Source organism: Rhodococcus sp. NPDC003382, from assembly GCF_053589135.1.
This window is the reverse complement of sequence record NZ_JBSFRH010000043.1, coordinates 18,789-41,705: the sequence shown is the minus strand read 5'-3', so window position 1 is coordinate 41,705 and position 22,917 is coordinate 18,789. Positions and strand designations below refer to the sequence as shown.

At 68.6% G+C, this 22,917-nt stretch carries 27 protein-coding genes; 12 read left to right on the top strand and 15 right to left on the bottom strand.

Going from position 1 to position 22,917, the window contains the following annotated elements:
• Positions 1-53: 53 nt before the first annotated feature.
• The 5 genes from ACWDUD_RS24030 to ACWDUD_RS24010 form a co-directional block, all read right to left on the bottom strand.
• A complete protein-coding gene (locus tag ACWDUD_RS24030) occupies positions 54-1,586 on the bottom strand; it encodes a long-chain-fatty-acid--CoA ligase (RefSeq protein WP_450110922.1) in 1,533 nt (510 codons plus the stop codon).
• Between the two features lie 49 nt (positions 1,587-1,635).
• The gene (locus tag ACWDUD_RS24025) at positions 1,636-2,556 is read right to left on the bottom strand and encodes a cyclase family protein (protein ID WP_231610023.1); all 921 of its coding nucleotides are present in this window, start codon (positions 2,554-2,556) and stop codon (positions 1,636-1,638) included.
• 311 nt (positions 2,557-2,867) lie between these two features.
• Positions 2,868-3,521 carry a TetR/AcrR family transcriptional regulator gene (locus tag ACWDUD_RS24020; RefSeq protein WP_231610022.1) on the bottom strand — a complete coding sequence of 218 codons (654 nt, stop codon included), beginning with the start codon at positions 3,519-3,521 and terminating at the stop codon, positions 2,868-2,870.
• A 54-nt stretch (positions 3,522-3,575) separates the two neighbouring features.
• Positions 3,576-4,553: an alpha/beta hydrolase gene (locus ACWDUD_RS24015; RefSeq protein WP_197250897.1), complete on the bottom strand. Its 978-nt coding sequence runs from the start codon at positions 4,551-4,553 to the stop codon at positions 3,576-3,578.
• Positions 4,554-4,609: 56 nt separating this feature from the next.
• The gene (locus tag ACWDUD_RS24010; protein ID WP_197250896.1) at positions 4,610-5,836 is read right to left on the bottom strand and encodes an acyl-CoA dehydrogenase family protein; all 1,227 of its coding nucleotides are present in this window, start codon (positions 5,834-5,836) and stop codon (positions 4,610-4,612) included.
• A 164-nt stretch (positions 5,837-6,000) separates the two neighbouring features.
• Here ACWDUD_RS24010 and ACWDUD_RS24005 point away from each other — a divergent pair, with 164 nt between their 5' ends.
• Positions 6,001-6,384, top strand: a complete 384-nt coding sequence (locus ACWDUD_RS24005; protein ID WP_197250895.1) for a DUF5313 family protein — start codon at positions 6,001-6,003, stop codon at positions 6,382-6,384.
• On the opposite strand, the gene ACWDUD_RS24000 is transcribed toward ACWDUD_RS24005, so the two are convergent.
• Positions 6,371-7,000, bottom strand: coding sequence for a TetR/AcrR family transcriptional regulator (locus ACWDUD_RS24000; protein ID WP_248675148.1), 630 nt, complete (start codon positions 6,998-7,000; stop codon positions 6,371-6,373). The genes ACWDUD_RS24005 and ACWDUD_RS24000 overlap by 14 nt on opposite strands.
• Between ACWDUD_RS24000 and ACWDUD_RS23995 the strand changes: the two genes are divergently transcribed.
• The 6 genes from ACWDUD_RS23995 to ACWDUD_RS23970 all read left to right on the top strand — a co-directional run bounded on the left by ACWDUD_RS23995 (position 6,885) and on the right by ACWDUD_RS23970 (position 11,529).
• Positions 6,885-7,148 (top strand): putative leader peptide, encoded by a 264-nt coding sequence (locus ACWDUD_RS23995; RefSeq protein WP_368862567.1) that lies wholly within the window; start codon positions 6,885-6,887, stop codon positions 7,146-7,148. The two genes, ACWDUD_RS24000 and ACWDUD_RS23995, sit on opposite strands and share 116 nt — an antisense overlap.
• A gap of 102 nt (positions 7,149-7,250) precedes the next feature.
• A complete protein-coding gene (locus tag ACWDUD_RS23990) occupies positions 7,251-7,766 on the top strand; it encodes a DUF4242 domain-containing protein (RefSeq protein ID WP_197250893.1) in 516 nt (171 codons plus the stop codon).
• Positions 7,767-7,773: 7 nt separating this feature from the next.
• A complete protein-coding gene (locus ACWDUD_RS23985) occupies positions 7,774-8,823 on the top strand; it encodes an acyl-CoA dehydrogenase family protein (RefSeq protein ID WP_197250892.1) in 1,050 nt (349 codons plus the stop codon).
• Complete coding sequence (locus ACWDUD_RS23980; RefSeq protein ID WP_197250891.1) at positions 8,799-9,545, top strand: ABC transporter ATP-binding protein; 747 nt, start codon at positions 8,799-8,801, stop codon at positions 9,543-9,545. Before ACWDUD_RS23985 ends, ACWDUD_RS23980 begins: the two co-directional genes overlap by 25 nt.
• Positions 9,542-10,708 carry an ABC transporter substrate-binding protein gene (locus tag ACWDUD_RS23975; protein ID WP_450110921.1) on the top strand — a complete coding sequence of 389 codons (1,167 nt, stop codon included), beginning with the start codon at positions 9,542-9,544 and terminating at the stop codon, positions 10,706-10,708. Before ACWDUD_RS23980 ends, ACWDUD_RS23975 begins: the two co-directional genes overlap by 4 nt.
• On the top strand, positions 10,705-11,529 hold the full coding sequence (locus tag ACWDUD_RS23970) for an ABC transporter permease (protein WP_197250889.1): 825 nt from the start codon (positions 10,705-10,707) through the stop codon (positions 11,527-11,529). The genes ACWDUD_RS23975 and ACWDUD_RS23970 overlap by 4 nt, the downstream gene beginning before the upstream one ends.
• Positions 11,530-11,571: 42 nt before the next feature.
• Here the strand turns inward: ACWDUD_RS23970 and ACWDUD_RS23965 are convergent, their stop codons facing one another.
• Positions 11,572-12,447, bottom strand: a complete 876-nt coding sequence (locus ACWDUD_RS23965; protein WP_197250888.1) for an alpha/beta fold hydrolase — start codon at positions 12,445-12,447, stop codon at positions 11,572-11,574.
• A 55-nt stretch (positions 12,448-12,502) separates the two neighbouring features.
• On the bottom strand, positions 12,503-13,081 hold the full coding sequence (locus ACWDUD_RS23960; protein ID WP_450110920.1) for a TetR/AcrR family transcriptional regulator: 579 nt from the start codon (positions 13,079-13,081) through the stop codon (positions 12,503-12,505).
• Positions 13,082-13,152: 71 nt separating this feature from the next.
• Between ACWDUD_RS23960 and ACWDUD_RS23955 the strand changes: the two genes are divergently transcribed.
• Positions 13,153-13,728, top strand: a complete 576-nt coding sequence (locus tag ACWDUD_RS23955) for a dihydrofolate reductase family protein (protein WP_450110932.1) — start codon at positions 13,153-13,155, stop codon at positions 13,726-13,728.
• 41 nt (positions 13,729-13,769) lie between these two features.
• Here ACWDUD_RS23955 and ACWDUD_RS23950 read toward each other — a convergent pair whose 3' ends face one another.
• A complete protein-coding gene (locus ACWDUD_RS23950) occupies positions 13,770-14,414 on the bottom strand; it encodes a TetR/AcrR family transcriptional regulator (RefSeq protein WP_450110919.1) in 645 nt (214 codons plus the stop codon).
• Positions 14,411-16,219 carry an N-acyl-D-amino-acid deacylase family protein gene (locus tag ACWDUD_RS23945; RefSeq protein WP_450110918.1) on the bottom strand — a complete coding sequence of 603 codons (1,809 nt, stop codon included), beginning with the start codon at positions 16,217-16,219 and terminating at the stop codon, positions 14,411-14,413. The genes ACWDUD_RS23950 and ACWDUD_RS23945 overlap by 4 nt, the downstream gene beginning before the upstream one ends.
• A 151-nt stretch (positions 16,220-16,370) precedes the next feature.
• On the opposite strand from ACWDUD_RS23945, the gene ACWDUD_RS23940 reads away from it, so the two are divergent.
• Genes ACWDUD_RS23940 through ACWDUD_RS23925 form a run of 4 tightly spaced genes read left to right on the top strand, consistent with a single transcriptional unit; the run spans position 16,371 to position 18,932 of the window.
• Positions 16,371-17,078 (top strand): energy-coupling factor ABC transporter permease, encoded by a 708-nt coding sequence (locus ACWDUD_RS23940; RefSeq protein WP_450110917.1) that lies wholly within the window; start codon positions 16,371-16,373, stop codon positions 17,076-17,078.
• The gene (locus ACWDUD_RS23935; RefSeq protein ID WP_450110916.1) at positions 17,075-17,425 is read left to right on the top strand and encodes a PDGLE domain-containing protein; all 351 of its coding nucleotides are present in this window, start codon (positions 17,075-17,077) and stop codon (positions 17,423-17,425) included. The genes ACWDUD_RS23940 and ACWDUD_RS23935 overlap by 4 nt, the downstream gene beginning before the upstream one ends.
• Complete coding sequence (gene cbiQ / locus ACWDUD_RS23930; RefSeq protein WP_450110915.1) at positions 17,422-18,186, top strand: cobalt ECF transporter T component CbiQ; 765 nt, start codon at positions 17,422-17,424, stop codon at positions 18,184-18,186. Before ACWDUD_RS23935 ends, cbiQ begins: the two co-directional genes overlap by 4 nt.
• Entirely contained in the window at positions 18,183-18,932 is a 750-nt protein-coding gene (locus ACWDUD_RS23925) for an energy-coupling factor ABC transporter ATP-binding protein (protein ID WP_450110914.1), read from the top strand. The genes cbiQ and ACWDUD_RS23925 overlap by 4 nt, the downstream gene beginning before the upstream one ends.
• Before the next feature lie 3 nt (positions 18,933-18,935).
• Here ACWDUD_RS23925 and ACWDUD_RS23920 read toward each other — a convergent pair whose 3' ends face one another.
• The 5 genes from ACWDUD_RS23920 to ACWDUD_RS23900 are packed head-to-tail and all read right to left on the bottom strand — an operon-like array spanning position 18,936 to position 22,914.
• Complete coding sequence (locus ACWDUD_RS23920) at positions 18,936-19,688, bottom strand: DUF6390 family protein (RefSeq protein ID WP_450110913.1); 753 nt, start codon at positions 19,686-19,688, stop codon at positions 18,936-18,938.
• Between the two features lie 2 nt (positions 19,689-19,690).
• Positions 19,691-20,824: a hydrogenase formation protein HypD gene (gene hypD, locus ACWDUD_RS23915; protein WP_197250878.1), complete on the bottom strand. Its 1,134-nt coding sequence runs from the start codon at positions 20,822-20,824 to the stop codon at positions 19,691-19,693.
• A gap of 28 nt (positions 20,825-20,852) precedes the next feature.
• The gene (locus ACWDUD_RS23910) at positions 20,853-21,137 is read right to left on the bottom strand and encodes a HypC/HybG/HupF family hydrogenase formation chaperone (RefSeq protein WP_197250877.1); all 285 of its coding nucleotides are present in this window, start codon (positions 21,135-21,137) and stop codon (positions 20,853-20,855) included.
• A 17-nt stretch (positions 21,138-21,154) separates the two neighbouring features.
• Entirely contained in the window at positions 21,155-22,240 is a 1,086-nt protein-coding gene (gene hypE / locus ACWDUD_RS23905) for a hydrogenase expression/formation protein HypE (protein ID WP_197250876.1), read from the bottom strand.
• Entirely contained in the window at positions 22,237-22,914 is a 678-nt protein-coding gene (locus ACWDUD_RS23900) for a D-sedoheptulose-7-phosphate isomerase (RefSeq protein ID WP_450110912.1), read from the bottom strand. Before ACWDUD_RS23900 ends, hypE begins: the two co-directional genes overlap by 4 nt.
• Positions 22,915-22,917 lie beyond the last annotated feature (3 nt).

The window sequence follows — 22,917 nt, the reverse complement described above, 5'->3', positions numbered from 1 at the left end:
GCATGACGGGATCGGCGGCAGCGCGAAGCTGCCGCCGATCCGGTGGGGGCCGATCAGGCCGGGGAAGGTGCGAAGCGATCCCGTAGGTCGCGCTTGAGGATCTTGCCGGTCACGTTCTTGGGGAGTGTGTCGACGAACTCGACGCGGCGCGGCACCTGGAATCCGCCGAGATGCTCGCGGCAGGTCGCGATGATGTCGTCGGCGCTCGCGTCGGCTCCTTCGCGGAGAACTACGACGGCACAGACGATTTCGCCCCAGGTTTCGTTCGGAACGCCGATCGCGGCGGCTTCGGCGACGGCGGGGTGGCGGTAGAGGGCCTGCTCGACCGCGAGGGACGCCACGTTCTCGCCGCCGCTGATGATGAGGTCCTTCTTGCGGTCGACGATGTACGCGAAGCCTTCGGCGTCCTGCCGCACCAGATCACCGGTGTGGAACCAGCCGTCGGTGAAGGCGGCCTCGGTTGCCTCGGGATCGTTCCAGTATCCCGACATGACCTGGTCCGCGCGCACGATCATCTCACCGATCTCGCCGCGGGGAACATCGTTCATCGCGTCGTCGACGATGCGGATGTCCGCCAGTCGCATCGGTTTTCCTGCGGCCGCCAGCAGTTCGGGCTCGCCGTTCGCGGCCCGGCGATGCGACGCCTCGTCGAAATGGAGGACGTTGCCGGCCAGCTCGGTCATGCCCATTCCCTGGTAGAAATCGCAGCCGAGCCGGTCCAGGCCTTCGCGGAGCACCGCTGCGGGGATGGCGGACGAGCCGTACCCGATCGCTTCGAGCGTGCCGAGATCGTGCTCGTCGAGCGCGGGATCCTGCAGCAGGAAGTTGATCATGGTGGGAGCGAGTCCGGTCTGCGTGACCTTCCACTCCTCGACCGTCCGGAGGAAGGTCGCGTTGTCGTAGGCACGCAGAATCCCGACCGTGTTGCCGTTCAGGTGGTTGAGCAGCGTCACGTAGCCGCCCACGTGACAGAGCGGGAAGCAGAACAGAAACACGGTACCCTCGGGCAGGTTCCAGTGGAGCGCCGACGACGTGATGCCGCTGAGCAGGTTCCGGTGGCTGATCGCCACGCCCTTGGGCATTCCCGTGGTGCCGCTGGTGTAGACCAGCCACGCGATGTCGTCCGGGGACGGCCGGGTCACCGGCGGCTCCGTCGATGCGTTGCGGACGAACGACTCCCAGGAGGTGTCCTCGTCGGAACCGTCGATGACGACGATCGTGTGGACGGAGGGGACGCGCTCCCGGACCGTTGCGGCGACCTCGGCGAATTCCTCGGAGACGACGAGCACCGACGCCCCGGAGTGCTCGACGAGCGCGACGATCTGTTCGGGATGGAGCCGGAAGTTGAGGATGGTCAGCGCCATTCCGGCCATCGGGACGCCGTAGTAGCAGTCGAAGTACTCGGTGCAGTTCGTCGAGAGGATCGCGACCCGGTCACCCGGATTCGCTACGGCAAGAAGTGCATTCGCGAGTCTCCGGGTTCGGTCGCGCAGTTCGCCGAAGTCGACCACGTCGTTCTCGAATCGGAGGGCGATCCGGTCGGGATGTTTGCGTGCGCCGTACTCGACGATGTCGCTGAGCAGCATGTCGGGGGTTCTCCTGAGGTCGAGGGGATTGTGCGAGCGACCGTGGCGCTCAGCGGATGGCGAGCGGATTGATCGGCGACCCGACGCCACGGGTGAACTGCAGGGGCGGTCCCGCGTAGAAGAAGTCGTAGACACCGTCGGCCGCGCATGCCGCGGCGAGTTCCTCGAAGTTGAGCATTTCGGCGAGCGTCATGCCCATGTCGCGGATGAGCACCATGTGCAGTTCGAACAACGCACCCGGGTTCTCCCCCGGCATGACCTCGACGGCCCAGTTGTCCGCGCCGACCACGGCGACGTCGCGGTCGCGGAGCCACTGCGCGCAGGCGAGCGACAGGCCGGGTTCCCCCGCCATGTACGACGCCGGGTCGCGCTCGGCGAGAAACTTTGCATGCCAACCGGTTCGGATGAGCAGGATGTCGCCCGGCCCGACCTCCACCTGCTGGGATCGGGCGACCGCGTCGAGTTCGTCCGGTCCGATCGCGGTTCCCGCCTCCAGCCAGTCGACGCCGCGGTGGCGGGCGATGTCGAGGAGGACGCCGCGGCCGGCGATACCCTTGGACTGCGTATGGATGCCGCACTTGTCGGCGCCCTTGACGGTGATGCCGGTGCCGGGATGACCGTTGTAGATCTGCTCGTCGTACTGGACGTGCGAGAGCGCGTCGTACTGCGATCCGGCCTGCAGCGGCATGAACACGTAGTCGTCGGCCCACTTGAATCCGCCGGGCAGGACCTGCTCCTGGCCGTTCTCGGACATGAGGCGGATCGGGTTGATGCGGGCGCCGCCGGGCTGAGGCCCGTCGCCGTCGAGGGGGATCCCCAGCTCGAAGATCTCACCCGTGCGAATCAGCTTTGCCGCCGCGACCAGGCGTTCCGGGGTGATGAGGTTCGTCGTACCGCGCTCGTCGTCGGAGCCCCACCGCCCCCAGTTGCGCACCTTCTCGCCGAGTTCACGCATCGCAGGAACGGGCATGGTCTTCCTCCAGGGGTCTGTTCGTGACGTGACAGTCATGTCAACTTCATTGATTCCGATTGTGAGCGACAACACTCGAAGTGTCAATAGGCCGCCGTTCCGGGAGTGCGCCCGGCGACCGCATCCTCGGTAGTCCCCTGGCCAGGTGGCACGAATCCGACTGTTGTGCAGCAGATTCGGAAACCATCCGCTCGGGGTGGCGGGATCCCCTGCAAGACTGCTCGACCCACCACACCGAACCGGCCCCGCCCCGATCCATCTCGGGGGCGGGGCCGGCGACGGCGTTCCCGGCGGGGGCGGACGCGGTGTGATCAGTCCGATGTCAGCAGCGCGGTAACCATCCGCGTCATCACCGACGTCGCCTCGTGAATCGACAGTCGCGACACGTCACGCAGCGACACCCAGGTCGGCCAGGTGACGGCGATGCCCAGCGCCTGCAGCACCTCTCCGCGGCGGGGGACATCGCCTCCGGCGAGTTCACGGGCGAACAACGCCTCGATCTCCGAACTCACGCCACGCAGGTACCGCACCCGGTTGCGCTGCAGTTCGCGGGAGAACGGCGCCCGGAGCTCCGACGACCGGGCGAAGGGGGCGACGAATTCCAGAACCCGGGCACGCTGCCGACAATACGTCTCGATCCGTTCCTCCAGCGACAGGTCCGCGTCGATCGGCTCGATCATCGTGTTCTGGCGACGCAGCACCTCGGCTCCCGTCGCTGCGAACAGGGTCTCGAGGTCGTTGAAATTCCCCCACAGCGATCGCAGCGACACCCCGGCCCGGTCCGCGATCTGCGCCCCCGTCGGCGAGAGTTCACCCGCGCCGATCAGGGAGATGTGCGCCTCGACGATCGCGCGGCGGGTCCGCTCGGCCCGTGCCTGGCGCCCGTCCACGGCGGGCGGCGCGTCGTCCTGCCTGGCGGCACCGTCGACCGGTGCTCCGATTTCGCGCGCCGGAATCACGCGCACGGGCGGCGTACTTCCACTGACAACCCCCATCGAATCCCCCCAAAAGTCTTCGTTCTAGTCGGTCTCGAGCACCGCAGTACGCGCAGTGGCGCGAATGATCGAATCACACAAGGACGCGGTTGCGCGACGGGTTACCGCTGCTCCGCGAACCAGAGAAAATCCGTGGAAAGTGCCGGGCCAGAGGTGCAGTTCCACGCGCACGCCGGCCTGCAGAAGGCGCTGGGCGTATTCGAGCCCTTCGTCGCGCAGCGGATCGAGTTCGTTGACGGTGATGTAGGTGGCCGGCAGTCCCGACAGATCCTGTTGCCGCGCCGGCACCGCCTCCCCGGTCGGCGGCTGCTCGCCCAGATAGTGACGCCAGCTCAGCGCTGCCTTGGTGTTGTCCCACACGGGCGTGTCGGTGCCGCTGCGCATCGAGGCGGTCTGGAGCCGGTCGTCGAGTTCGGGCTCGAGCAGAACCTGCAGCGCGATCGGCGGGCCGTCGAGGTCCCGGGCGCGCAGAGCGACGCTGGCGGCCAGGCCGGCGCCCGCGGAATCGCCGACCAGGACGATCCGGTCCGGGTCGATGTCGAGATGCGTTGCACTCGAAGCGATCCAGGTCAGGGCGGCGTAGCAGTCGTCGACCGCGGCCGGGTACGGATGCTCGGGGGCGAGCCGGTAGTCGACGGAGACGACGACTGCCCCGGTGCGCCGCGCGATCACCGAGTTCAGTGCGTCGCTCTGCGCGGCCGAGCCGAGCACGAAGCCGCCGCCGTGGATTTCGAGCACGACCGCCCGGGATCCGAAGTTCCCGTCCGGACAGGCGTCCGGCACGAACAACCGGACCGGAATCTCCGGACCACCGGGCGCACCGGGGACCAGCCACTCCTCGACGGCGACGCCCGAGGTGTCCGCGGGACCGAGCCCGGACATCAACTCGTCGAAGGTGCGGCGAGCCTCCTCCAGATTCTCGAGGCGCAGGTCGGGTAGCTGCGCCAGGGCCGCGGCGAGATCGGGATCGACCGTCGCCGCGAACGGCATAATCTCACTCATGCCGGATGACACTAACCGATTCGGCAGTCGCAGTGCAGATTTTCTCCGGGGCAGAACTATTCGGCGAGCAGGCCCTTCGCGATGTGGGTCACCTGGATCTCGTTGCTTCCCGCGTAGATCATCAACGACTTGGCATCGCGCGCGAGCTGCTCGACGCGGTACTCGGCCATGTAGCCGTTGCCCCCGAACAACTGCACCGCTTCCATCGCCACCTCGGTCGCGGCACGCGAGGAGTACAGCTTCATCGCCGACGCCTCCGACAGGCTCACCGGCTTGCCGGCCGCGGCGCGTTCGATCGCGCTGAACACCATGTTCTGCACGTTGATGCGCGCGACCTCCATCTCGGCCAGCTTGAGCTGGATGAGCTGGAACTGCGCGATCTCCCTGCCCCACAGCTTCCGGGACTTGGCGTACGCGGTGCACAGCTTCAGGCACTGCTCGATGATGCCGAGCGAGAGATAGGCGATGCCGATCCGTTCGGCCGCGAACGATTCCTTCGCGCTGTCCTTGCCGTCGCTCTTGCCGCCCTCCTCGGTTTCACCGAGCAGCCGGTCGCGGGTGATGCGGACGTTGTCGAAGAACAGTTCGCCGGTGGGCGAGGAGTTCATGCCCATCTTCTTGAACGGGGCGCTCTGCGTCAGCCCCTCCATGCCCTTGTCGAGCACGAACGCGAGGACCTTGCGATCCCGCCGATCGACGGTCGCGTCCCCCTCGTCGAGCTTCGCGTAGACGATGATGACGTCGGCGTAGGGGCCGTTGGTGATGAACGTCTTCTGGCCGTTGAGGATGTAGTCCTCGCCGTCGCGGCGCACGGTCGACTTCATCCCGCCGAATGCGTCGGAGCCGGAGTCCGGTTCGGTGATCGCCCACGCGCCGACCTTCTCCATGGTGACCAGTTCCGGCAGCCAGCGCTTCTTCTGGGCGAGGGTGCCGCGGCTGCGGATGGTGCCGGCGGTCAGGCCGAGGCTCACGCCCATCGACGCGACGAGACCGAGGCTGACACCGGCGATCTCGATGTTGAGCAGCGCCGCCATTCCGGGCGAGCCGCCCATCCCGCCGGACTTGGCGGGCGCGCTCTCCCCTGCTTCCTCGCGGGCCAGGGCTTTCGCCAGCGATTCCCGGGCCATCTCGTCGATACCGAACGCCGCGAACATCTTGCGGATGATGTCGTACGGCGGCAGCGCACCGCTCTCGAGTTCATCGACGTGGGGGCGGATTTCCTTCTCGATGAAGCCGCGAAGAGCGTCGCGGAACATGAGGTCGGTGTCGGACCACTCGTACATGGTCGCAATATAGAACAGGTTCCTGGGGCCGTACAGGACTCGTCCCACTCCCGCCTTCCCCGCGATCGGAGAGATTTGGACCGCACGATTAGTTAGTGCGCTACTTATATGTGTACGCTCGATCTCGACCGATCGTGACGACACACGAGGAAGCGAAACGGCACATGCGCACTCGCCCCGGCCCCGTCCAGTGGACCGCCTACGCCTTCGGACGCCCCCTACCCGCCTCGATGCGCGAATGGGTCCGCAACGACCTGGTCGGCGACCACGCCGTCCTGCGCCACATGATCCGCAGCCAGGTCCCGTTCCTCCCGGTCTACGCGGCCTTCCTACTGCTCCCCGGGCCGATCTGGCTCCGCCTGAGCACGGCGGGACTCGGCATGATGCTGTCGCTGTTCTTCTCCGTCGCCTACATGGCCCACAACCGCACGCGCCGGCTCGAGAAGAACGGACTGCCGGGCGACCTCGAGAACGACCGGGTCAAGCAGCGGCGCGCGGCCGAGCACGCCGCCTACGAGAAGTGGCGCAGCACTCTCACCCCGCAGTAGCGGGGGCGGCACCAGTAGCGGGGGCAGCACCGACCAACTCCGCGACCATCTCGCGCCCCAGTCGCAGCGGCGCGTCGCTGTGCTCGAGCTTCGACCCGGCGAGCGCGCCGTCGTAGATCAATCGGATCCGCAGGGCGAGGGCATCCGGTTCGGTGACGCCGGCCGCCGTGAGGAGCTCGACCAGCGTGCGCCGCAGCCACTCCCGGTGCGCGACCACCGGCGGAAACGATTCCTCCGGGAATTCCGTTGCGGCATTGGAGTATTGACATCCTCGAAAACCCTTCGAGGGCGCCGACGCGAGTGCCAGGTCGAAGAAGGTGAGGATCTTGACGATCGGATCCTGCACACCGGCGACCGCACCTTCCCACCGGGCACGGTCCCGGCCGTCGAGCCGATCCAGATAGGCGAGCACCAGCGCGTCCTTCGATCCGTAGGACGAGTACAGGCTGGCGCGTGCGACCCCCGATTCGGCGAGGATGCGGTCGATGCCGACGGCCCGGATGCCGTGTTCCGAGAAGAGCGCCGTCGCCGTCTCCAGGAGTCTTTCGGCAGGACCGGGCTTGCCGGTGCGGGTGTTCCGGCCGGTGTTCGACTCGGTGTGGGTGGAGACTGTCACGCCGTCGAGCCTAACCGACCCTCGCAATAGACAGATCGGTCTGTCTACATGTACGGTGAGCTTCGTGACCCACCGCCAGCTGACCCGCCGCCTGCACGTGGACCTCGTGCGCGTGGCCGGCGCCGCGTGTTGTCACATTCACCGCTGACCGGCGAAGCCCCGCCCGTTCTCGGGCCCTGACGCACGTCGACCGTGCCCGGGTGCCGGCGCAGCGACACACCCCATCCCCGTTTCACCGGAAGGTGCCCTCATGTCCCTGTACCTGTACGAACTCGTGCCCGCAGACGGCCAGGCCGACGCCGCGATCAAGGCGTTCGACGCCGAGGTCGCCGCGGCCGGCGGCGAACTCATCGAATCGCAGGTCACCACCGGTGGCGCCCGCGTCTTCGCGATCGCCGAGTTCGACGCCTGCCGCGCAGCCCAGCTCGAAGCCGCCCAGCTCGACGTCGCGGAGATCGTGGGCCCCAACGAAGTTCGTCTGGTCGGCGCGGATCTCGACGAAATCAAGGCAGCGCGTCCCGAGGCCGGCTATCTCGTCGAGTGGGACATCCCGGACACGATCGACATGGACACCTACCTGGCCCGCAAGAAGGCCAACTCCCCCAAGTACGCGAACGTTCCCGAGGTGAGCTTCCTGCGTACCTACGTCCGCGAGGACATGGACAAGTGCTTGTGCTTCTACAACGCTCCGGACGAAGCCGCGGTCGTTCGCGCCCGCGAGGCCGTCAGCACTCCGATCGACCGCATCCACTCGCTCGAAGGGTAGGAACCCGATGACCGCGGCCATGGAACGAACCGACGAGCAACAGCGCCGGGCGATCGCAGAATTCGTGCGCGATCGCGCTGCCGCGCTGGATCGCGGGGAAACCGACACCCGGATCGATCTCGCCCGGATCGGCGAATCAGGTCTTCTCACCGGCGGACTCGACGGCGGCGAACTACGGGACATGGTCGCGGTCATCGAGGACGTCGCAGCCGAATCTCTCGCGGTCGGCTTCTCCCTGTGGGCACAGCGCATGGCCCTCGAGTACATCGACCGCGCACCGGCGACGCTGCGCGGGAAGTTCCGCGACGACCTGGGCGCAGGCCGGCGGGTCGGCGTCACCGCCATGGCTGCGGCAATGAAACATCTTGCCGGCCTGGGTGATCTCACGCTCGCTGCGGAACGTACCGACGACGGTCTGGTGGTGTCCGGTCCGATCCACTGGGCATCCAACGTATTCGACGATGCGCTCATCGTCTTCCCGGCGCGCACCGCCGACGGCAGCGGAGTCGTCGCCGCGGTCCGCGCGGACAGCCCCGGCATCCGCATCGATCCGCGACCGGACCTGCTCGCCCTCGGCGCGACCGCATCGACCTCCCTGACGTTCGACCGGGTGCACGTTCCGCACGACCAGATCGTCACCGACGAGCTCCGCTCGTTCTGCGGCGCCGTCCGCCCCACCTTCCTACTGTTGCAGACCTCCTTCTGCGTCGGGATCTCTCGCACCGCGCTCGACGAATCCTGTTCTCGTACCACCGGACTCGGCGCACTGTTCGTCGACGAGTACCACGCGCTGCGGGACCGCTTCGACAACCTCCGCGACCGCCTCTACGAGTACGCCGGCGCTCCGGCGTCCGTGGCCCCGGCCGATCTGCTGCGGCTGCGCCTCGACGGTTCCTTCGTCGCGGTCGAGGCGACGCGGCTCGAGTCGACGTTGCGCGGCGGCGCCGGCTACGCGTCCGCGAGCGCAACCAATCGCCGCTTCCGCGAAGCGGCCTTCCTGCCCATTCAATCGCCGTCGGAAGGACAGCTTCGGTGGGAACTCTCGCAGTACGAGTAGTACAGGGCTACAAGAGTTTTCCCGGCCGGACCGAACCCGTTCTCGACGGGGTCGACCTCGACATCGACACCGGCGAGTTCCTGGTGGTGCTCGGCAGCAGCGGTAGCGGCAAGTCCACGTTGCTGCGCATCGTCGCCGGTCTCGACCGTCTCGACCGAGGCGCGGTCACCTGGCCCGAATCCGACGACGCGGCCCGCCCGCACACCGGTGTGGTGTTCCAGCAGCCGCTCCTGATGCCGTGGCTCACCGTTCGCGAGAACGTCGCATTCGGTGGACGTTTCGCCGCCCATCGCGACCGTTTCGACCCCGCGTACGCCGACGAACTGCTCGACACGTTCGGTCTCGCGGGTCTCGCCGGCTACTACCCGGACCAGCTCTCCGGCGGTCAGGCACAACGGGTCGCGGTGGTCCGGGCCGTCGCGGTGCGGCCGCGGCTGCTGCTGCTCGACGAGCCGTTCAGCGCGCTCGACCCGGCGATCCGCGCGGATCTGCAGGACTGGCTGAGCGGGCTCGCCCGCGACCTGGGCTTCACCACGGTGCTGGTCACCCACGACATCGACGAGGCGCTGAGTCTCGCCGATCGCATCGCCCTGCTGGGGTCCGGCGGCCGGGTGCAACAGCAGTGGCACCTGGACCATGACGGAATCACCGAATCCGAACGGCAGCGGCTGCGCACCGAGATCCTCGCCCGCTACCGCGACACCGCGCTCGAAATCGCATGAGCACGACGATCGGTCGACGGACGCTGCTGCGCGGCGCCGTCGGTCTCGCCGCCGCGGGTGGCGTCGCAGGCCTTCTCGACCTGGGCCGGGCCGCGAGCACGGACCGTACGAACACCAGCGGCCGACTGCGCATCGGCTACCTGCCGATCACCGACGCCGCTCCCCTGCTCGTGGCACATCACGCCGGGCTGTTCGCCCCGGGCGTCGTCGACGACGTCCGCCCCGTGCTGTTCCGCAGCTGGGCCTCGCTCGCGGAAGCGTTCGTCACCCGCCAGGTCGACGTGGTCCATCTGCTCATGCCCATGGCGTTGCAGCTGCGGTATTCGCTGGGTAGCGCGGTGCGGGTCCTGGGCTGGAACCACACCAACGGGTCCGCGCTCACCGTCGCCCCGCACATCACCGAACTGGGGCAGCTCGCGGGCCGACAGGTGGCGATCCCGTTCTGGTGGTCCATCCACAACATCACGGTCCAGCAGATGCTGCGCGCCCACGGCCTGCGCCCGGTGATCCGGCAGTCCGCGTCGCGCTCGGCCGGCACCGTGGAGCTGGTGGTGATGAGCCCGTCCGACATGATTCCGGCGCTCGCGAACGGCTCGATCGCCGCGTTCACCGTCGCGGACCCGTTCAACGCCGCCGCCGACCTGCGCGGCATCGGCCGCATTCATCGGTTCCTCGGCGACGTGTGGCGCGAGCACGCGTGCTGCGCGCTGCTCGTGCACGAGGACCTCATCGAACGCAATCCGACGGTGGTGCAGCAGGTCTCGGATTCCCTTGTGACCGCGCAGCTGCGGATCGGCACCGACCGCCGCGCCGCCGCGGAAGCCCTGACCGCCGGCTATCTGCCGCAGCCACTGCCCGCGGTGACCCGCGCGCTCACCTACCCCGAGCCGCCGGGAACCATCCGGCACCCGCAGTGGCATCCTCAGCGGATCGGCTATCAGCCGTTCCCGTTCCCGAGCTTCACCGAGGCGCTGGCGCTGGCCATGCACGCCACGGTCGTCGACGGCGACACCCGTTTCCTGTCGCGTCTCGATCCCGCGACCGTGCACGCCGACCTGGTCGACGACCGCTTCGTGCGGACCTCCCTGGTCCGGGTGGACGGCACCGCCGCGTTCGGTCTGCCCGCAGATCTCACCCGTATCGAGGAGGTCGATCCATCGTGAGCACCACCGCGCTCGCTTCCCGTGCCCCCGTCAGTCCGCGTCGGGACGCGTGGTGGCCCCCGTTCGCCGCGATCGCCGTCGCCGTGTTCGTGTGGTGGCTGCTCACCACCGTGGTCGCCGGATCCGATTCGCTGGTCCGGGAATTCGCACCGCAGCACGTGGTGCCCGCTCTCGGGGATCTGATCTCCCGCGGGGTGCTGCTGCCGGATATCGCGGCGAGCATGTGGCGGCTGCTGGTGGGGCTGCTGATCGCCGCGGTGGTCGGGATCCCGCTCGGGCTGCTCATCGGACTGAACCCGGTCGTCGAGCGGGCGTCGATGCCGGTGGTGCAGTTCCTGCGGATGATCTCACCGCTGTCGTGGGCTCCGATCGCGGTGGCGCTGTTCGGAATCGGACACCAACCGGTGTTCTTCCTGATCGCCGCTGCGGCGGTGTGGCCGATCGTCATCAATACCGCCGCCGGCGTCCACGGCATCGATCCGGGACATCTGCTCGTCGCCCGGTCGTTCGGCGCCACCCGCCTCGAACAGCTGAGATCGGTGGTGCTGCCCGCGATCCGCGGACAGGTGCAGACCGGTCTGCGCGTCGCCCTCGGCATCGCGTGGGTGGTGCTCGTTCCCGCCGAGATGCTCGGCGTCCGATCCGGACTCGGCTACCAGATCCTCAACGCCCGCGATCAGCTCGCCTACGACCAGGTGATGGCCGTGATCGTCGTGATCGGTGCGCTCGGCTTCTGCCTGGACTGGGCGGCCCGTCACGTGCTGCGCGAGCGCCGGCGACCGGTCCCGGTCGAGGACGGCGACTCCCCCAGGTCGCTCTGATCGACCTTCCCCGGGTTCTCACGCGGCGGGGCGGGGTTCCGGCTATCGCTTCCAGGCGGCGAGCACGGTGCGCACCGCCGTGACGACGGACAGCGGCTGGTCGAACATCGGATGGTGACCGGCCGCGGGCAGTACGGTCATCACCGCGTCGGGACCGAACAGCTCCCGCAACTGGGCGTACAGGGCGTCGTCGACGATGCCGTGCTCGCTGCGGAAGTACACGACCGGGCAACGCGGGGTCATCTCCTCGAGACTGCTCCGCGTCTCCCGACCGATCCGCATGGCGTCGAACTTCCAGGTGTACCCGCCGTCGACGGGCTTCAGCGAGCCGCGGGCGATGTGATCGAACACGTACGGCTCGGCATGCTCCTGCGGCGGAACGAGACGGAAGCGCGCGACCGCATCCTCGACGGTCGGGTACACCTTCGGTGGACCCGCCGGCCGCGCCGCCTTCATGCGCATCTCGAGTTCCTCGGGGGTGAGATCGCGGATCGGCGAGTCGAGGATGACGACACCGGCGAGACGCTCCCCCATCCGGTGCGACGCCGCGAACGACACGATGCCGCCCATGCTGTGCCCGACCAGGACGGGCGGTCCGACGATCCCGCCGGCTTCCGCGGCGGCGAGCACCTCGTCCGTCCAGGTTTCGAGACCGTAGTGGTCGCGGTGGTCGCTGTCGCCGTGTCCGCTCAGGTCCAGCGCGACGACGCGCCGGGACTCGGCGAGCTGCGGCCCGATGTGGTCCCACCAGCCCGAATGGGCCATACCGCCGTGGACGAGGACGATGCCGGCCTGCCCCGGATCACCCCACGCTCGGTAGAAGATCGTCGCGCCCGACACCGTGCATTTGCCCGTTTCCACGGGAGCAGCGAGGGCGTCGACGAACCACTGGGGAGCAGCACCGTTCTCATTGCTCATCACTCGAACTTAAGCGAAGTGTGACGTCCACCAACATCCGGGCCGTCTTTCCGCCTCACGCGTCAGCGGGAATTGCGCGCTCGACGGCGGTCCGCACCAGCTCGGCGGCGCGCTTCTCGTCGAAGATTCCCGGAAGCGTGAGGCGCTCCAGGATCAGCCAGTTCAAGGCGAGGTACAGCAGCACGACGGCGTCCTCGCCTCCGGGCAATCCGGACTCCCGGTAGTTGGCCACGTTGAAGTCGAGATCGGCTCGCACCCGCTCGGTGAGCAGGGCCTGCAGTTCGGGTCGCCGTGTCGCCTCGAGCCGGAGTTCGAGGACGGCGAGATATCCGCTTCGGAAGCCGCTGACCCGTTCGACCACTTCGGTCATCAAGTCGATCATGGACTCGCGGGTCTGTCTCTGCCGCGACTGCGCTACGACGTCCTCCCCGGGAATCAGCCGCTCGTAGTAGCGGTGTCCCACCTGGACGAGCAGCTCGTCGCGATTGGAGAAGTAGTTCGAGGCGGTTCCCGCCGGCACTCCCGCTTCCTTGTCCACCGCGCGGAACGTCAGCCCGCGTGCCCCGTCTCGGGCGAGCACCTCGATCGATGCGTCCAGCAGGGCCTGGCGACGCTCGGGATTCGCGCGAACCACTTGACACCACTCCATCCGTAGTACTACGTTCAAACCACTTCAATCATAGTACTACGGACGAGGTGGTTTCTGTGCGAAAGCTCGTCTACTACGTGGCCGTCTCCCTCGACGGCTACATCGCCGGTCCCAACGGCGAATTCGATTTCTATCCGATGTGCGACGACATGTCGTCCTGGATCGGCGAGACGTATCCGGAATCGATCCCGACCCACGTTCGCGAACTCGTGGGCATGCCGACCGATACGCCGAACCGGACATGGGACACCGTGGTGATGGGTCGCGGCGCCTACGAACCGGCACTCGCAGAGGGGGTGGTCAGCCCGTACGACCACCTGAAGCAGTACGTCTTCTCGCGCACTCTCGCACCGGTGGACCATCCACGAGTCGATATCGTCGACACCGATCCGGTGGAACTGATTCGGAAGCTGAAAGCGCAAGAGGGCCTCGACATCTGGCTCTGCGGCGGCAGCAATCTCGCCGGGCAGCTCATCGGCGAGATCGATCGGCTGATATTCAAAAGTTTTCCCGTCCTCGCGGGAGCCGGTCTCCCGGCACTGTCCGGGTCCTTCGCGCCGACGCAGTTCACGGCCACCCGGCGCCGGGAGTTCGGCAACGGCGCGCAGGTGACGTGGTTCGACCGAGCCTGAATCAGGGCATTCCCAGGCTCTCGGAAACCGTTGGCACGCAGTCAGTTCCCTGGATCGTGGTCGACGTCCCGGCGCGACGCGCCTCCGGTCAGAGCGCGCGCGATCTGCTGGAGCCGCAGATCCTCCTGTTCCGGTTGCGGATGCACGACCGCGGACATCGCCTCTCCGTCGAGCATGTGCACGATCGAGAACACGATCGTGGTGAACACCTGCGGGTCGAATCGGGCGGCAACCGGCAGCGCGGCAGCGAATTCCGCGATCTCGGCGTGGTAGCGCGCGGCCAGCGGTTCGAGCCGTTCGCGCAGCGCCGCATCGGTGCGGGCCGCGCCGAGTAGTTCGTACCAGGCCGCGTTGATCGGGGCACGGCACGCGGCGCGCACCAATTGCAGACTCGCGAGGACCGATTCGTAGCTCCGGTCGATCACGCCGAGCCGCGCGAGGCCCTCCCGGTACTTCTCGAACTGCCGTTTGCGCACCTCGTCGGCGGCCGCGACCATCAGGTCCAGCCGGGTCGGGAAGTGCCGGAAGACCCCACCGGAGGACACCCCGGACCGGCTGCACACCTCGGCGATGGTGGTCGCGGTGTAGCCGACCTCGCCCAGCGCGGCGACCGTCGCGTCCAGGATGCGCCCGATCGTCGCTTCCCGGCGTTCCTGCTGGGTGCGTGGACGGGAAGTCGAGGTCATCCGACCTCGACGCGCTCGGGGACGGCCCCGCGCGCCGGGGCGGGCCCGCGTTCGGTGACGCCGGCGCGCAGGAAACGGCCGGTGCCGACGGTGGTGCCGTAGCCGGGGACGAATTCGCCGTCGCGGAAGACGACCCGTCCGGCGACGACCGTCGCGGTGACGGCGGCGTCGTTGCGGTTCACCATCCGGCGCAGGCCACCGAACTCGGGCATGGGTTCCTCGTGGTAGCGCTCGGTCGCCTCGTCGAGACCGGCGGGATCGACGACGACGAGATCGGCGCGGTCGCCGACGCGCAGGTGCCCGGCGTCGATTCCGTAGAAGTCGCCGAGTTCCCCGGTGAGTTTGTGGACGGCCGCCTCGAGGGGCATCACCGGCTTGCCGCGTTCGGCGAAGTCGTGGATGCGGCGCAGCATGCGGATCCCGTAGTTGTAGAACGCCATGTTGCGCAGGTGCGCACCGGCATCGGAGAACCCGACCGTGACGCCCGGGGTGGTGATCAGGCGGTTCAGCACCTCGGGCCGGTCGTTGGCGATGACGGTGTGCCAGCGGAATTCCCGGCCGTGTTCGACGACGAGATCGAGGAACACGTCGACCGGATGCAGCTTTCGTTCGCGCGCGACGTCGCCGATCGAGCGGCCCACGAGGGACTCGTCGGGGCAGGCCACGATGTCGGTGTCGTCGAAGTCGCGGTGCCACACCCGCGGGGAGAACTTCTTCTCGAAGTCCTGCCGGAACCACCGGCGGTAGGCCTCGTCGCGCAGCAGGTCGTTGCGACCCATCTCCTCCCTGAGATGCAGTGCGGCGCGGCCGGATCCGAATTCCTCGAAGACGACGAGGTCGATTCCGTCCGAGTGCACCTCGAAGGTGGTGGGCAGGTGCTGCCAGCGGAATGCGCCGCGTCCGAACTTGTTGGCGGCCTTCGCGATCGGACCGAAGATGCGGTGCACCCACCGTTCTGCCTTGGTGTCCGCGGCGGCGAGGACCGAGGCCTTCATGGGGCGACGGCCGATGCCGGTGCTCGCGAGCGCGAAGAACGCCACGTCGTACTTGGTGTTGAGGTTGGGCACGGCCTGCAGCACCCGGCCACGACGGCGCAGGATCCGGTGCAGCCTGCGGAATTCCGACCACGACGCGTGGGTGGACGGCAGCGTCCGGGAGCGGTAGCGGTCCCCGTCGATCTTGTCCCACGGGTTCGTCATGGTGGAAACCCCGAGGAAACCCGCGTCGAGCGCTTTGCCGACGGCGGTGTCGATGGCGACGAGTTCTTCGCGGGTGGGCTTGTTGACCGAGTCGGTGGAGCGCCCCAGTCCCATCACGGCGGCGCGCACGTCCGAATGGCCGATGAACGCGGCGACGTTCGGTCCGAGAGGCAGCGCGTCGATCGCCGCGATGTACTCCTTGGGCGACGTCCAGTTCTTCGCGGTCTCGAGCGCGCTGAGCACGTGATCGCGGGGCAGCGCCTCGACGCGGCTGAACAGGTCGGCGGCGTCGACCGGCGGCACGAACACCGTCGACAGCGAGCAGTTGCCCATCAGGACGGTCGTGACGCCGTGCCGCACCGATTCGGACAGGCCCGGCGCGACGAGCACCTCGGCGTCGTAGTGCGTGTGCGCGTCGACGAATCCGGGCATCACCCACCGGCCGCGCGCATCGACGACCTCGGTGTCCGGGCCGGCGGTCAGCGGTTCGACGCTCTCCGTCACCACGACTCCACCGCGGATGCCGAGGTCACGGACGACGCCGGGCGTGCCGGTGCCGTCGAACCACAGGCCGCCGCGCACGATCACGTCGAACGGTTCACTCATGAGTCCCCTCCTCCTCGAGTTCGCTCACGATAGCCAGAAAAGAGGTCGCCCACTCTCTAAATCCCGAAAATGGGATTCGGCCGACGGAACCGCCCCGACGGGCCACGCCGATACCTGAGCACCTGTTCATATGAGAAGTTATGATTCGATGATGGATGTCGTAGCAATGCACATGAGCGACGGCCTCATCAACGCCCCGACGTCCCTCCTGTTCGGTGCCGTGGCGGTCGCCGGACTCGCGATCGCGCTGTGGCGGGCACGGACCGAACTCGACGAGCGGACCGCTCCCATGGCGGGTTTGGTGGCCGCGTTCGCGTTCGCCCTGCAGATGGTGAACTTCCCGATCCTTCCCGGCGTGAGCGGACACGTCCTCGGTGGCGCGCTCGCCGCGATCCTCGTCGGCCCGTACACCGGCGCGCTGTGCCTCGCGATCGTGCTGATCGTCCAGGCCCTGTTGTTCGCGGACGGTGGCCTGAGCGCCCTCGGCGCGAACATCACCAACATGGCGCTGATCGGCGTCGCGACCGGCTACGGCATCGCGGTCGCGCTGCGGTCCCTCCTCCGCGGACGCACCCGTGGTCGGGGCCTGGCGGTCGTGTCGTTCACAGCGGCACTGGCCGCCGTGGTCGCGGCGTCCGCCGGATTCCTGCTCGAGTACGCGATCGGCGGCGCCTCCACCACCTCGCTCGGGACCGTGGCCGCCTACCTGCTCGGCACCCACGTATTGGTCGGCGCCGGGGAGGGAATCGTCACCGCCGCGACGGTGGCCGCGGTCGCCAGGGCCCGGCCCGATCTGGTGTATCTCCTGCGCACCGCACCCCGACCCGCACCCGCACCCGCGTCGGACGTGACGGCATGAGCCGGCGCCGGGTACTGCTCACCCTCGCCGCGGTCGCCCTGCTGATCGCCGGGGCGCTCTCCTACCTCGCCAGTTCCAGCCCCGACGGCCTCGACTCGACGACCCTGCGCGGGTGCGAGGTCGTCGAGGTCGACGGGACCGAACGCGTGACCGGCGAGTGCATGGCGACCACCGCCACCGATCACAGGCTGTCCGGCAGCCCGCTGGCCGACTACGCGGTCGGCGGCCGGGACTTCTCGACCGGGCTCGCGGGCATCGCCGGCGTGGTCGTCGTCGCGGTCGCCGCCGGCGGCCTGTTCCGATTCCTCGGCCGGCGTCGCGCACCCGGGGAATCGGCGGAACCGTGAGCGGCGCGACCGCAGCGACGCGACTCCACCTGCCGGGTACCTCGCCGGTGCACCGATTGCCCGCGGAGGTGAAGATCGTCGCGGCGGTGACGTTCGTGTTCGTCGTCGTCGCCACCCCGCGCGAGGCGATGTGGGCGTTCGGTGCGTACCTGGCGGTGCTCGCCGCCGTGTGGACGGTCGCGGGGATCCGGCTCTCGTGGCTGGCTCCGCGGATGCTCATCGAACTTCCGTTCGTGGTGCTGGCGGTGCTGCTGCCGTTCGCCGAGGCCGGTGACCGTGTCGTGGTGGCCGGGGTTTCGCTGTCGGTCCCCGGCCTGTATGCCGCGTGGGGGATCCTCGCCAAGGGGACCCTCGGCGTGCTCGTGTCGCTGACCCTCGCCGCGACCACGGCGGTGCGGGAACTACCGGGATCCCTTGCACGCCTTCATGTACCGGGATCGATCACCACCATCGTCGTGTTGATGATCCGGTACGCGGACCTGCTCGCCGACGAGGCGCACCGGATGCACATCGCACGGCTGTCCCGCGGCGACGACCCGCGCACGCTGCGTCGGATCGGCGCGACCGCGCGCGGGATCGGGGGCCTGTTCCTGCGCGCCTACGAGCGCGGCGAACGGGTGCACCTGGCCATGCTCTCGCGTGGATTCACGGGTACCGTCCCGGCTTTCGGTGAGCCCGCACGTCCCGCGGACTGGATCTCGGCACTGGCGCCGACCGCAGGTGCCGTGCTCGTGTGCGCGACGGCGTGGGTCACGACGTGACCGGCACACCCGCGGTCCACCTGGTCGGCGTCGGCTACTCCTATCCCGACGGCCGGCGTGCCCTGCACGGCATCGACCTGACCGTCGCGGCGGGCGAGCGCGTCGCGGTGCTCGGCCCCAACGGGGCGGGCAAGACGACGCTCATGCTTCATCTCAACGGCGTGCTCACCCCCACCGAGGGAACGGTCACGATCGGTGGACGGACGATCGGCCGCGACACCCTCCGCGACGTCCGGCGCGCCGTCGGCCTGGTGTTCCAGGATCCCGACGACCAGCTGTTCATGCCCACCGTCGCCCAGGACGTCGCGTTCGGCCCGGCGAATTTCGGGGTCCGCCCGCCGGAGCTCGACGAGCGGGTCCGGGAGGCTCTCGCCGCGGTCGACATGACCGAGCACGCGGACCGCGACACCGCGCACCTGTCGGGCGGGCAGCGGCGGCGTGTCGCCCTGGCGACCGTGCTGTCCTGCAGGCCCGAGGTTCTGGTGCTCGACGAACCGTCCGCAAATCTCGATCCGGTGGCCCGTCGCGAACTCGCGGAGGTCCTCACCCGGCTCGACGCGACGCTGCTGCTGGTCACGCACGACCTTCCGTATGCCGCGCAATTGTGTACCCGCGCGGTGATTCTGGACGGCGGCCGGCTCGTCGCGGACGGACCGATCGACGAGATCCTCACCGACGACACGCTGCTCGCGGCGCACCGGCTCGAACTGCCGTGGGGCTTCTCCGTGCCGCAGCGCCGCGGCTGAGCATCATGCGGCGAGCCGGCGGTTGGTGTGCCCGAGCTGCCGGACGGTCCACGACTCCAGCCGGTCGGTCTCCTCCGCAGTGAGCCTGTCGCACACGAAATCCCAGTGCAGCGCCACCCGGTCCCCCACGCGCAGGTCGGGCACGAACACGCCGGAGTCGGTCCGCCGGCCGACGCGCCAGGCCGTCTCGGATCCGAGAGTCAGCCGGGCACCGTCGAATTCGAGTCGCCGCACGTTCACGAGGGCGTCGTCGTCGGACACCTCCAGCACGGTCCCCCACCCGATCCGGCACGAATCGAGGATCCGGAGCGGCTCGGGCATCCCGGTTCCCAGCAGCCGCGACCACGGATACACCCCGAACACGTGGAACGCGTGGGTCGCGGTCACCTCGGACAGCAGGTCCTCCGTCAGGTGCGACCAGTAGTGACCGGCTCGCGCACCGAACCGGCTCAGCAGTTCACCACCGAACCGCTCCGCGTCGATGCGATCGGTGAGGACGTTTCCGGTCCAATAGGCCCGAACCACCTGCTCGTCGAGCGGATCGGCGATCCCGCACTGTTCGGCGATCAGTTGCTGATACGGCCAGGCCCCGCTGAACTGCCGGGCCGCGGCGGCCACCACCGCCGGATCCCCGCCACCGCAGGCAGCACTCTCGAGCGCGGCGGCACTCGCCGGGCCGCAGTAACCGAGTTCGTTGGGCGCGTGCGCATACCGCGCGAACAACCGATATCCCTGGGCCACCGCGCTTTCCGCCACGGTCACCCCTTCCCGCGCTGCCCCACCAGTGCCGCCGTCTCGCGATGGAGACGACCGAAGTTGTAGTAAGCGGCGCATGCCCCTTCGGGTGAGACCATGCAGGTGCCGATCGGCGTCTCGGGTGTGCACGCGGTCCCGAACACCTTGCACTCCCACGGTTTGATCACGCCTTTGAGCACCTCACCGCACTGGCATGCCTTCGGATCTGCCACCCGCACACCCGGCATCGAGAAGCGCTGCTCGGCGTCGAACTCGGCGTAGTCGGGGTGAATTCCCAGTGCGCTCTGCGAGATGAATCCGAGCCCGCGCCACTCGAAGTGGGGTCGCAGCGCGAACGTCTGCGCGAGCAGCGCCAGGGCCTGCCCGTTTCCCTCGCTGCGCACGACCCGGCTGTACTGGTTCTCCACCTCGCACCGCCCGTCCCGGATCTGCCGCAGCAGCATGTGCACCGACGCGAGAATGTCGAGGGGCTCGAAACCCGCCACCACGATCGGTTTTCCGTACTTCTCCGGCACGAACCGGTACGGGCGCAGGCCCACCACGGTCGACACGTGGCCCGGCCCGAGGAACCCGGACAGGCGCAGATCCGGCGATTCGAGGATCGCCTTGATCGGGGGAACGATGGTGACGTGATTGCAGAACACCGAAAAGTTCGTCAGCCCCAGCTGTTTCGCACGCACGAGGGTCACCGCGGTGGACGGTGCCGTGGTCTCGAACCCGACCGCGAAGAACACCACCTGCTTGTCCGGGTCGTCGACCGCGATCTTGAGCGCGTCGAGCGGCGAATACACGAACCGCACATCGGCGCCGCGCGCCTTCGCTTCGAGCAGGTTGCCGCGCGATCCGGGCACCCGCATCATGTCCCCGAACGTCGTGAACACCACGCCGTCCTGCTCGGCCAGCCACATCGCGTCGTCGATGCGGCCCATCGGGATGACACAGACGGGACAGCCCGGTCCGTGCACCAGCTCCACCGACGGCGGCAGCAGATGTTCGATGCCGTGCCGGTAGATGGTGTGGGTGTGCCCACCGCACACTTCCATGAACTTGAACTCGTCCTCGGCGGCGAGATCGGTGATCGCAGCGACCAGGGCCCGGGCCGCAGCCGGGTCCCGGAACTCGTCGACGAATTTCATGGTGCCAACCCGCTTTCCCTCGTCGCCGTCATCTCGGCGTCGTGTCGATCTCCGAATTGGTGAACGCCTCGATCTCGTTGACGTAGTCGGCCCCCATCCGGCGCACCTGGTCGAGCGTCATCCGTGCTTCCGCCTCGTCGATGCGGGACATCGCGAATCCGACGTGCACCAGCACCCAGTCGCCGACCTGCAGGCCGGTGCCGGCGAGCAACCGGATGCTGATGGCCCGCTGCACCCCGTTGACGTCGACCTTCGCGAGATCCTGATCGGCGTCGAGGATGTCCACGATCCGTCCCGGAATTCCCAGACACACAACAGTTCTCCTCACGGTCAACAGATGCGTGGCAGCGGATCACCGACGAGCATGTCGACGATCCGGCTGCCCCCGAATGCGGTGCGCAGCGCGACGATGCCCTCCGGTTCCGCGAGGATCTCGCCGACGACCGCCGCGGCTTCGCCCCCGGCCTGCCCGCGCAGCGCGGCGAGCGCCGCGTCGGTCTCGTCCTCGGCGACCACCGCCACGAACTTGCCCTCGTTCGCCACGTACAGCGGGTCGATGCCGAGCAGGTCGCACGCACCGAGAACCTGCGGCCGGACCGGCAGTGCCTCCTCGTCGAGCACCACTGCGAATCCGGTGGCCTGCGCGAGTTCGTTGCACACGGTGCCGACGCCGCCGCGGGTCGCGTCGCGCATCCACCGGGTCGACGGGGCCGCCGCGAGCAGCGCCTCCACCATCCGGTGCACGGGAGCGGTGTCGGACGCGATGTCCGCCTCGAGCGCGAGTTCGCCGCGCGCGAGCAGCACCGCCATGCCGTGGTCGCCGATCGTGCCGGAGACGACGACCCGGTCGCCGGGCCGAACCAGGTCCGCGCCCAGACGACGGCCGTCGGGCACCACGCCCACGCCCGCGGTGCTGATGTAGAGCCCGTCGGCGGAACCCTTGCCGACGACCTTGGTGTCCCCGGTGACGATGTCGACTCCCGCGCCGGACGCGGCGGTCGCCATGTCGGCGACGATCTCCCGCAGCCGGGCGATCTCGAAGCCCTCCTCGATCACGAACGCCGCCGACAACCAGCGCGGCCGCGCGCCGGACACGGCGAGGTCGTTGACGGTGCCGTGCACCGCGAGGTGCCCGATCGATCCGCCCGGGAACTGCAGTGGCTTGACGACGTACGAATCGGTGGAGAACGCCAGGCGCTCCCCCACGCCGATCGACCCGACGGCAGCGTCGCCGAGCTGTTCGAGTTCGGCGTTGCGGAACGCGTCCACGAACACCGCATCGACCAGCGCCGCGGACGCCTTGCCCCCGGCCCCGTGGGAGAGGGTGACGACCGTGTCGAGCAGACGCGGGCGGCGGCGCCGGAACGCCTCGATCCGTTCCAGTACCCGGTCCTCGCGACCCGCGTCGGTGCTCACGTTCCGCCTCCGCCCGTCGACGTCTCGCGCGCGAGACGATCCTGCGCGATCTCCCACAGGCGGTATCCGAGCAGCGCGTGGCTCTCCTGGATGCGGTGGATGCTCTGCGAGCGGATCGTGAAGCAGTAGTCGAGGTCGTCGGAGACGGCCATCCGCCCGCCGTCGTGCCCGGCGAATCCGATCGTGAGCAGGCCGCGGAATCGCGCCTCGGCGAGGGCCGTCATGAGATCGTCCGAGTTGCCGGACGTGGACAGGGCGATCGCGATGTCGATCGGCCGGGAGTGGGCGATGATCTGCCGCGAGAAGATCAGGTCGAAGCCGACGTCGTTGCCGAGGGCGGTGACCACGGCCTGGTCCGCGGCCAGGGACCAGGCGGGCACCGGCCGTCCGCGGGCGGGCCGGCTGAACAGGGACGCGAGGGTCGCGGCGTCGGTGGAGCTGCCGCCGTTGCCGAACGTGTAGAGCCGGCCACCGCGTGCGAAGGACCGGGCCATCCGCTCCCCCGCGGATTCGAGTGCCGGTCCCCATTCGTCGATCGACGCCTGCTGCAACCGTGCGCTCTCCGCTGCCTTGCTGCGAGCGGACGCGGCGAGGTCGCGTAACAGCGGCGCGGCGTCGCGTTCGTCCGCCTCGATGAACGGATACAGGAAACTCGTCTGTTCCGGTTCGCTCACGGT

Coding starts and splice junctions, on each gene's coding strand:
- ACWDUD_RS24030 (WP_450110922.1), bottom strand. CDS start 1,586: ATGCTGCTCAGCGACATCGTCGAGTACGGCGCACGCAAACATCCCGAC.
- ACWDUD_RS24025 (WP_231610023.1), bottom strand. CDS start 2,556: ATGCCCGTTCCTGCGATGCGTGAACTCGGCGAGAAGGTGCGCAACTGG.
- ACWDUD_RS24015 (WP_197250897.1), bottom strand. CDS start 4,553: ATGAGTGAGATTATGCCGTTCGCGGCGACGGTCGATCCCGATCTCGCC.
- ACWDUD_RS24010 (WP_197250896.1), bottom strand. CDS start 5,836: ATGTACGAGTGGTCCGACACCGACCTCATGTTCCGCGACGCTCTTCGC.
- ACWDUD_RS24005 (WP_197250895.1), top strand. CDS start 6,001: ATGCGCACTCGCCCCGGCCCCGTCCAGTGGACCGCCTACGCCTTCGGA.
- ACWDUD_RS23995 (WP_368862567.1), top strand. CDS start 6,885: ATGCCGTGTTCCGAGAAGAGCGCCGTCGCCGTCTCCAGGAGTCTTTCG.
- ACWDUD_RS23990 (WP_197250893.1), top strand. CDS start 7,251: ATGTCCCTGTACCTGTACGAACTCGTGCCCGCAGACGGCCAGGCCGAC.
- ACWDUD_RS23985 (WP_197250892.1), top strand. CDS start 7,774: ATGACCGCGGCCATGGAACGAACCGACGAGCAACAGCGCCGGGCGATC.
- ACWDUD_RS23975 (WP_450110921.1), top strand. CDS start 9,542: ATGAGCACGACGATCGGTCGACGGACGCTGCTGCGCGGCGCCGTCGGT.
- ACWDUD_RS23965 (WP_197250888.1), bottom strand. CDS start 12,447: ATGAGCAATGAGAACGGTGCTGCTCCCCAGTGGTTCGTCGACGCCCTC.
- ACWDUD_RS23950 (WP_450110919.1), bottom strand. CDS start 14,414: ATGACCTCGACTTCCCGTCCACGCACCCAGCAGGAACGCCGGGAAGCG.
- ACWDUD_RS23945 (WP_450110918.1), bottom strand. CDS start 16,219: ATGAGTGAACCGTTCGACGTGATCGTGCGCGGCGGCCTGTGGTTCGAC.
- ACWDUD_RS23940 (WP_450110917.1), top strand. CDS start 16,371: ATGGATGTCGTAGCAATGCACATGAGCGACGGCCTCATCAACGCCCCG.
- ACWDUD_RS23935 (WP_450110916.1), top strand. CDS start 17,075: ATGAGCCGGCGCCGGGTACTGCTCACCCTCGCCGCGGTCGCCCTGCTG.
- hypD (WP_197250878.1), bottom strand. CDS start 20,824: ATGAAATTCGTCGACGAGTTCCGGGACCCGGCTGCGGCCCGGGCCCTG.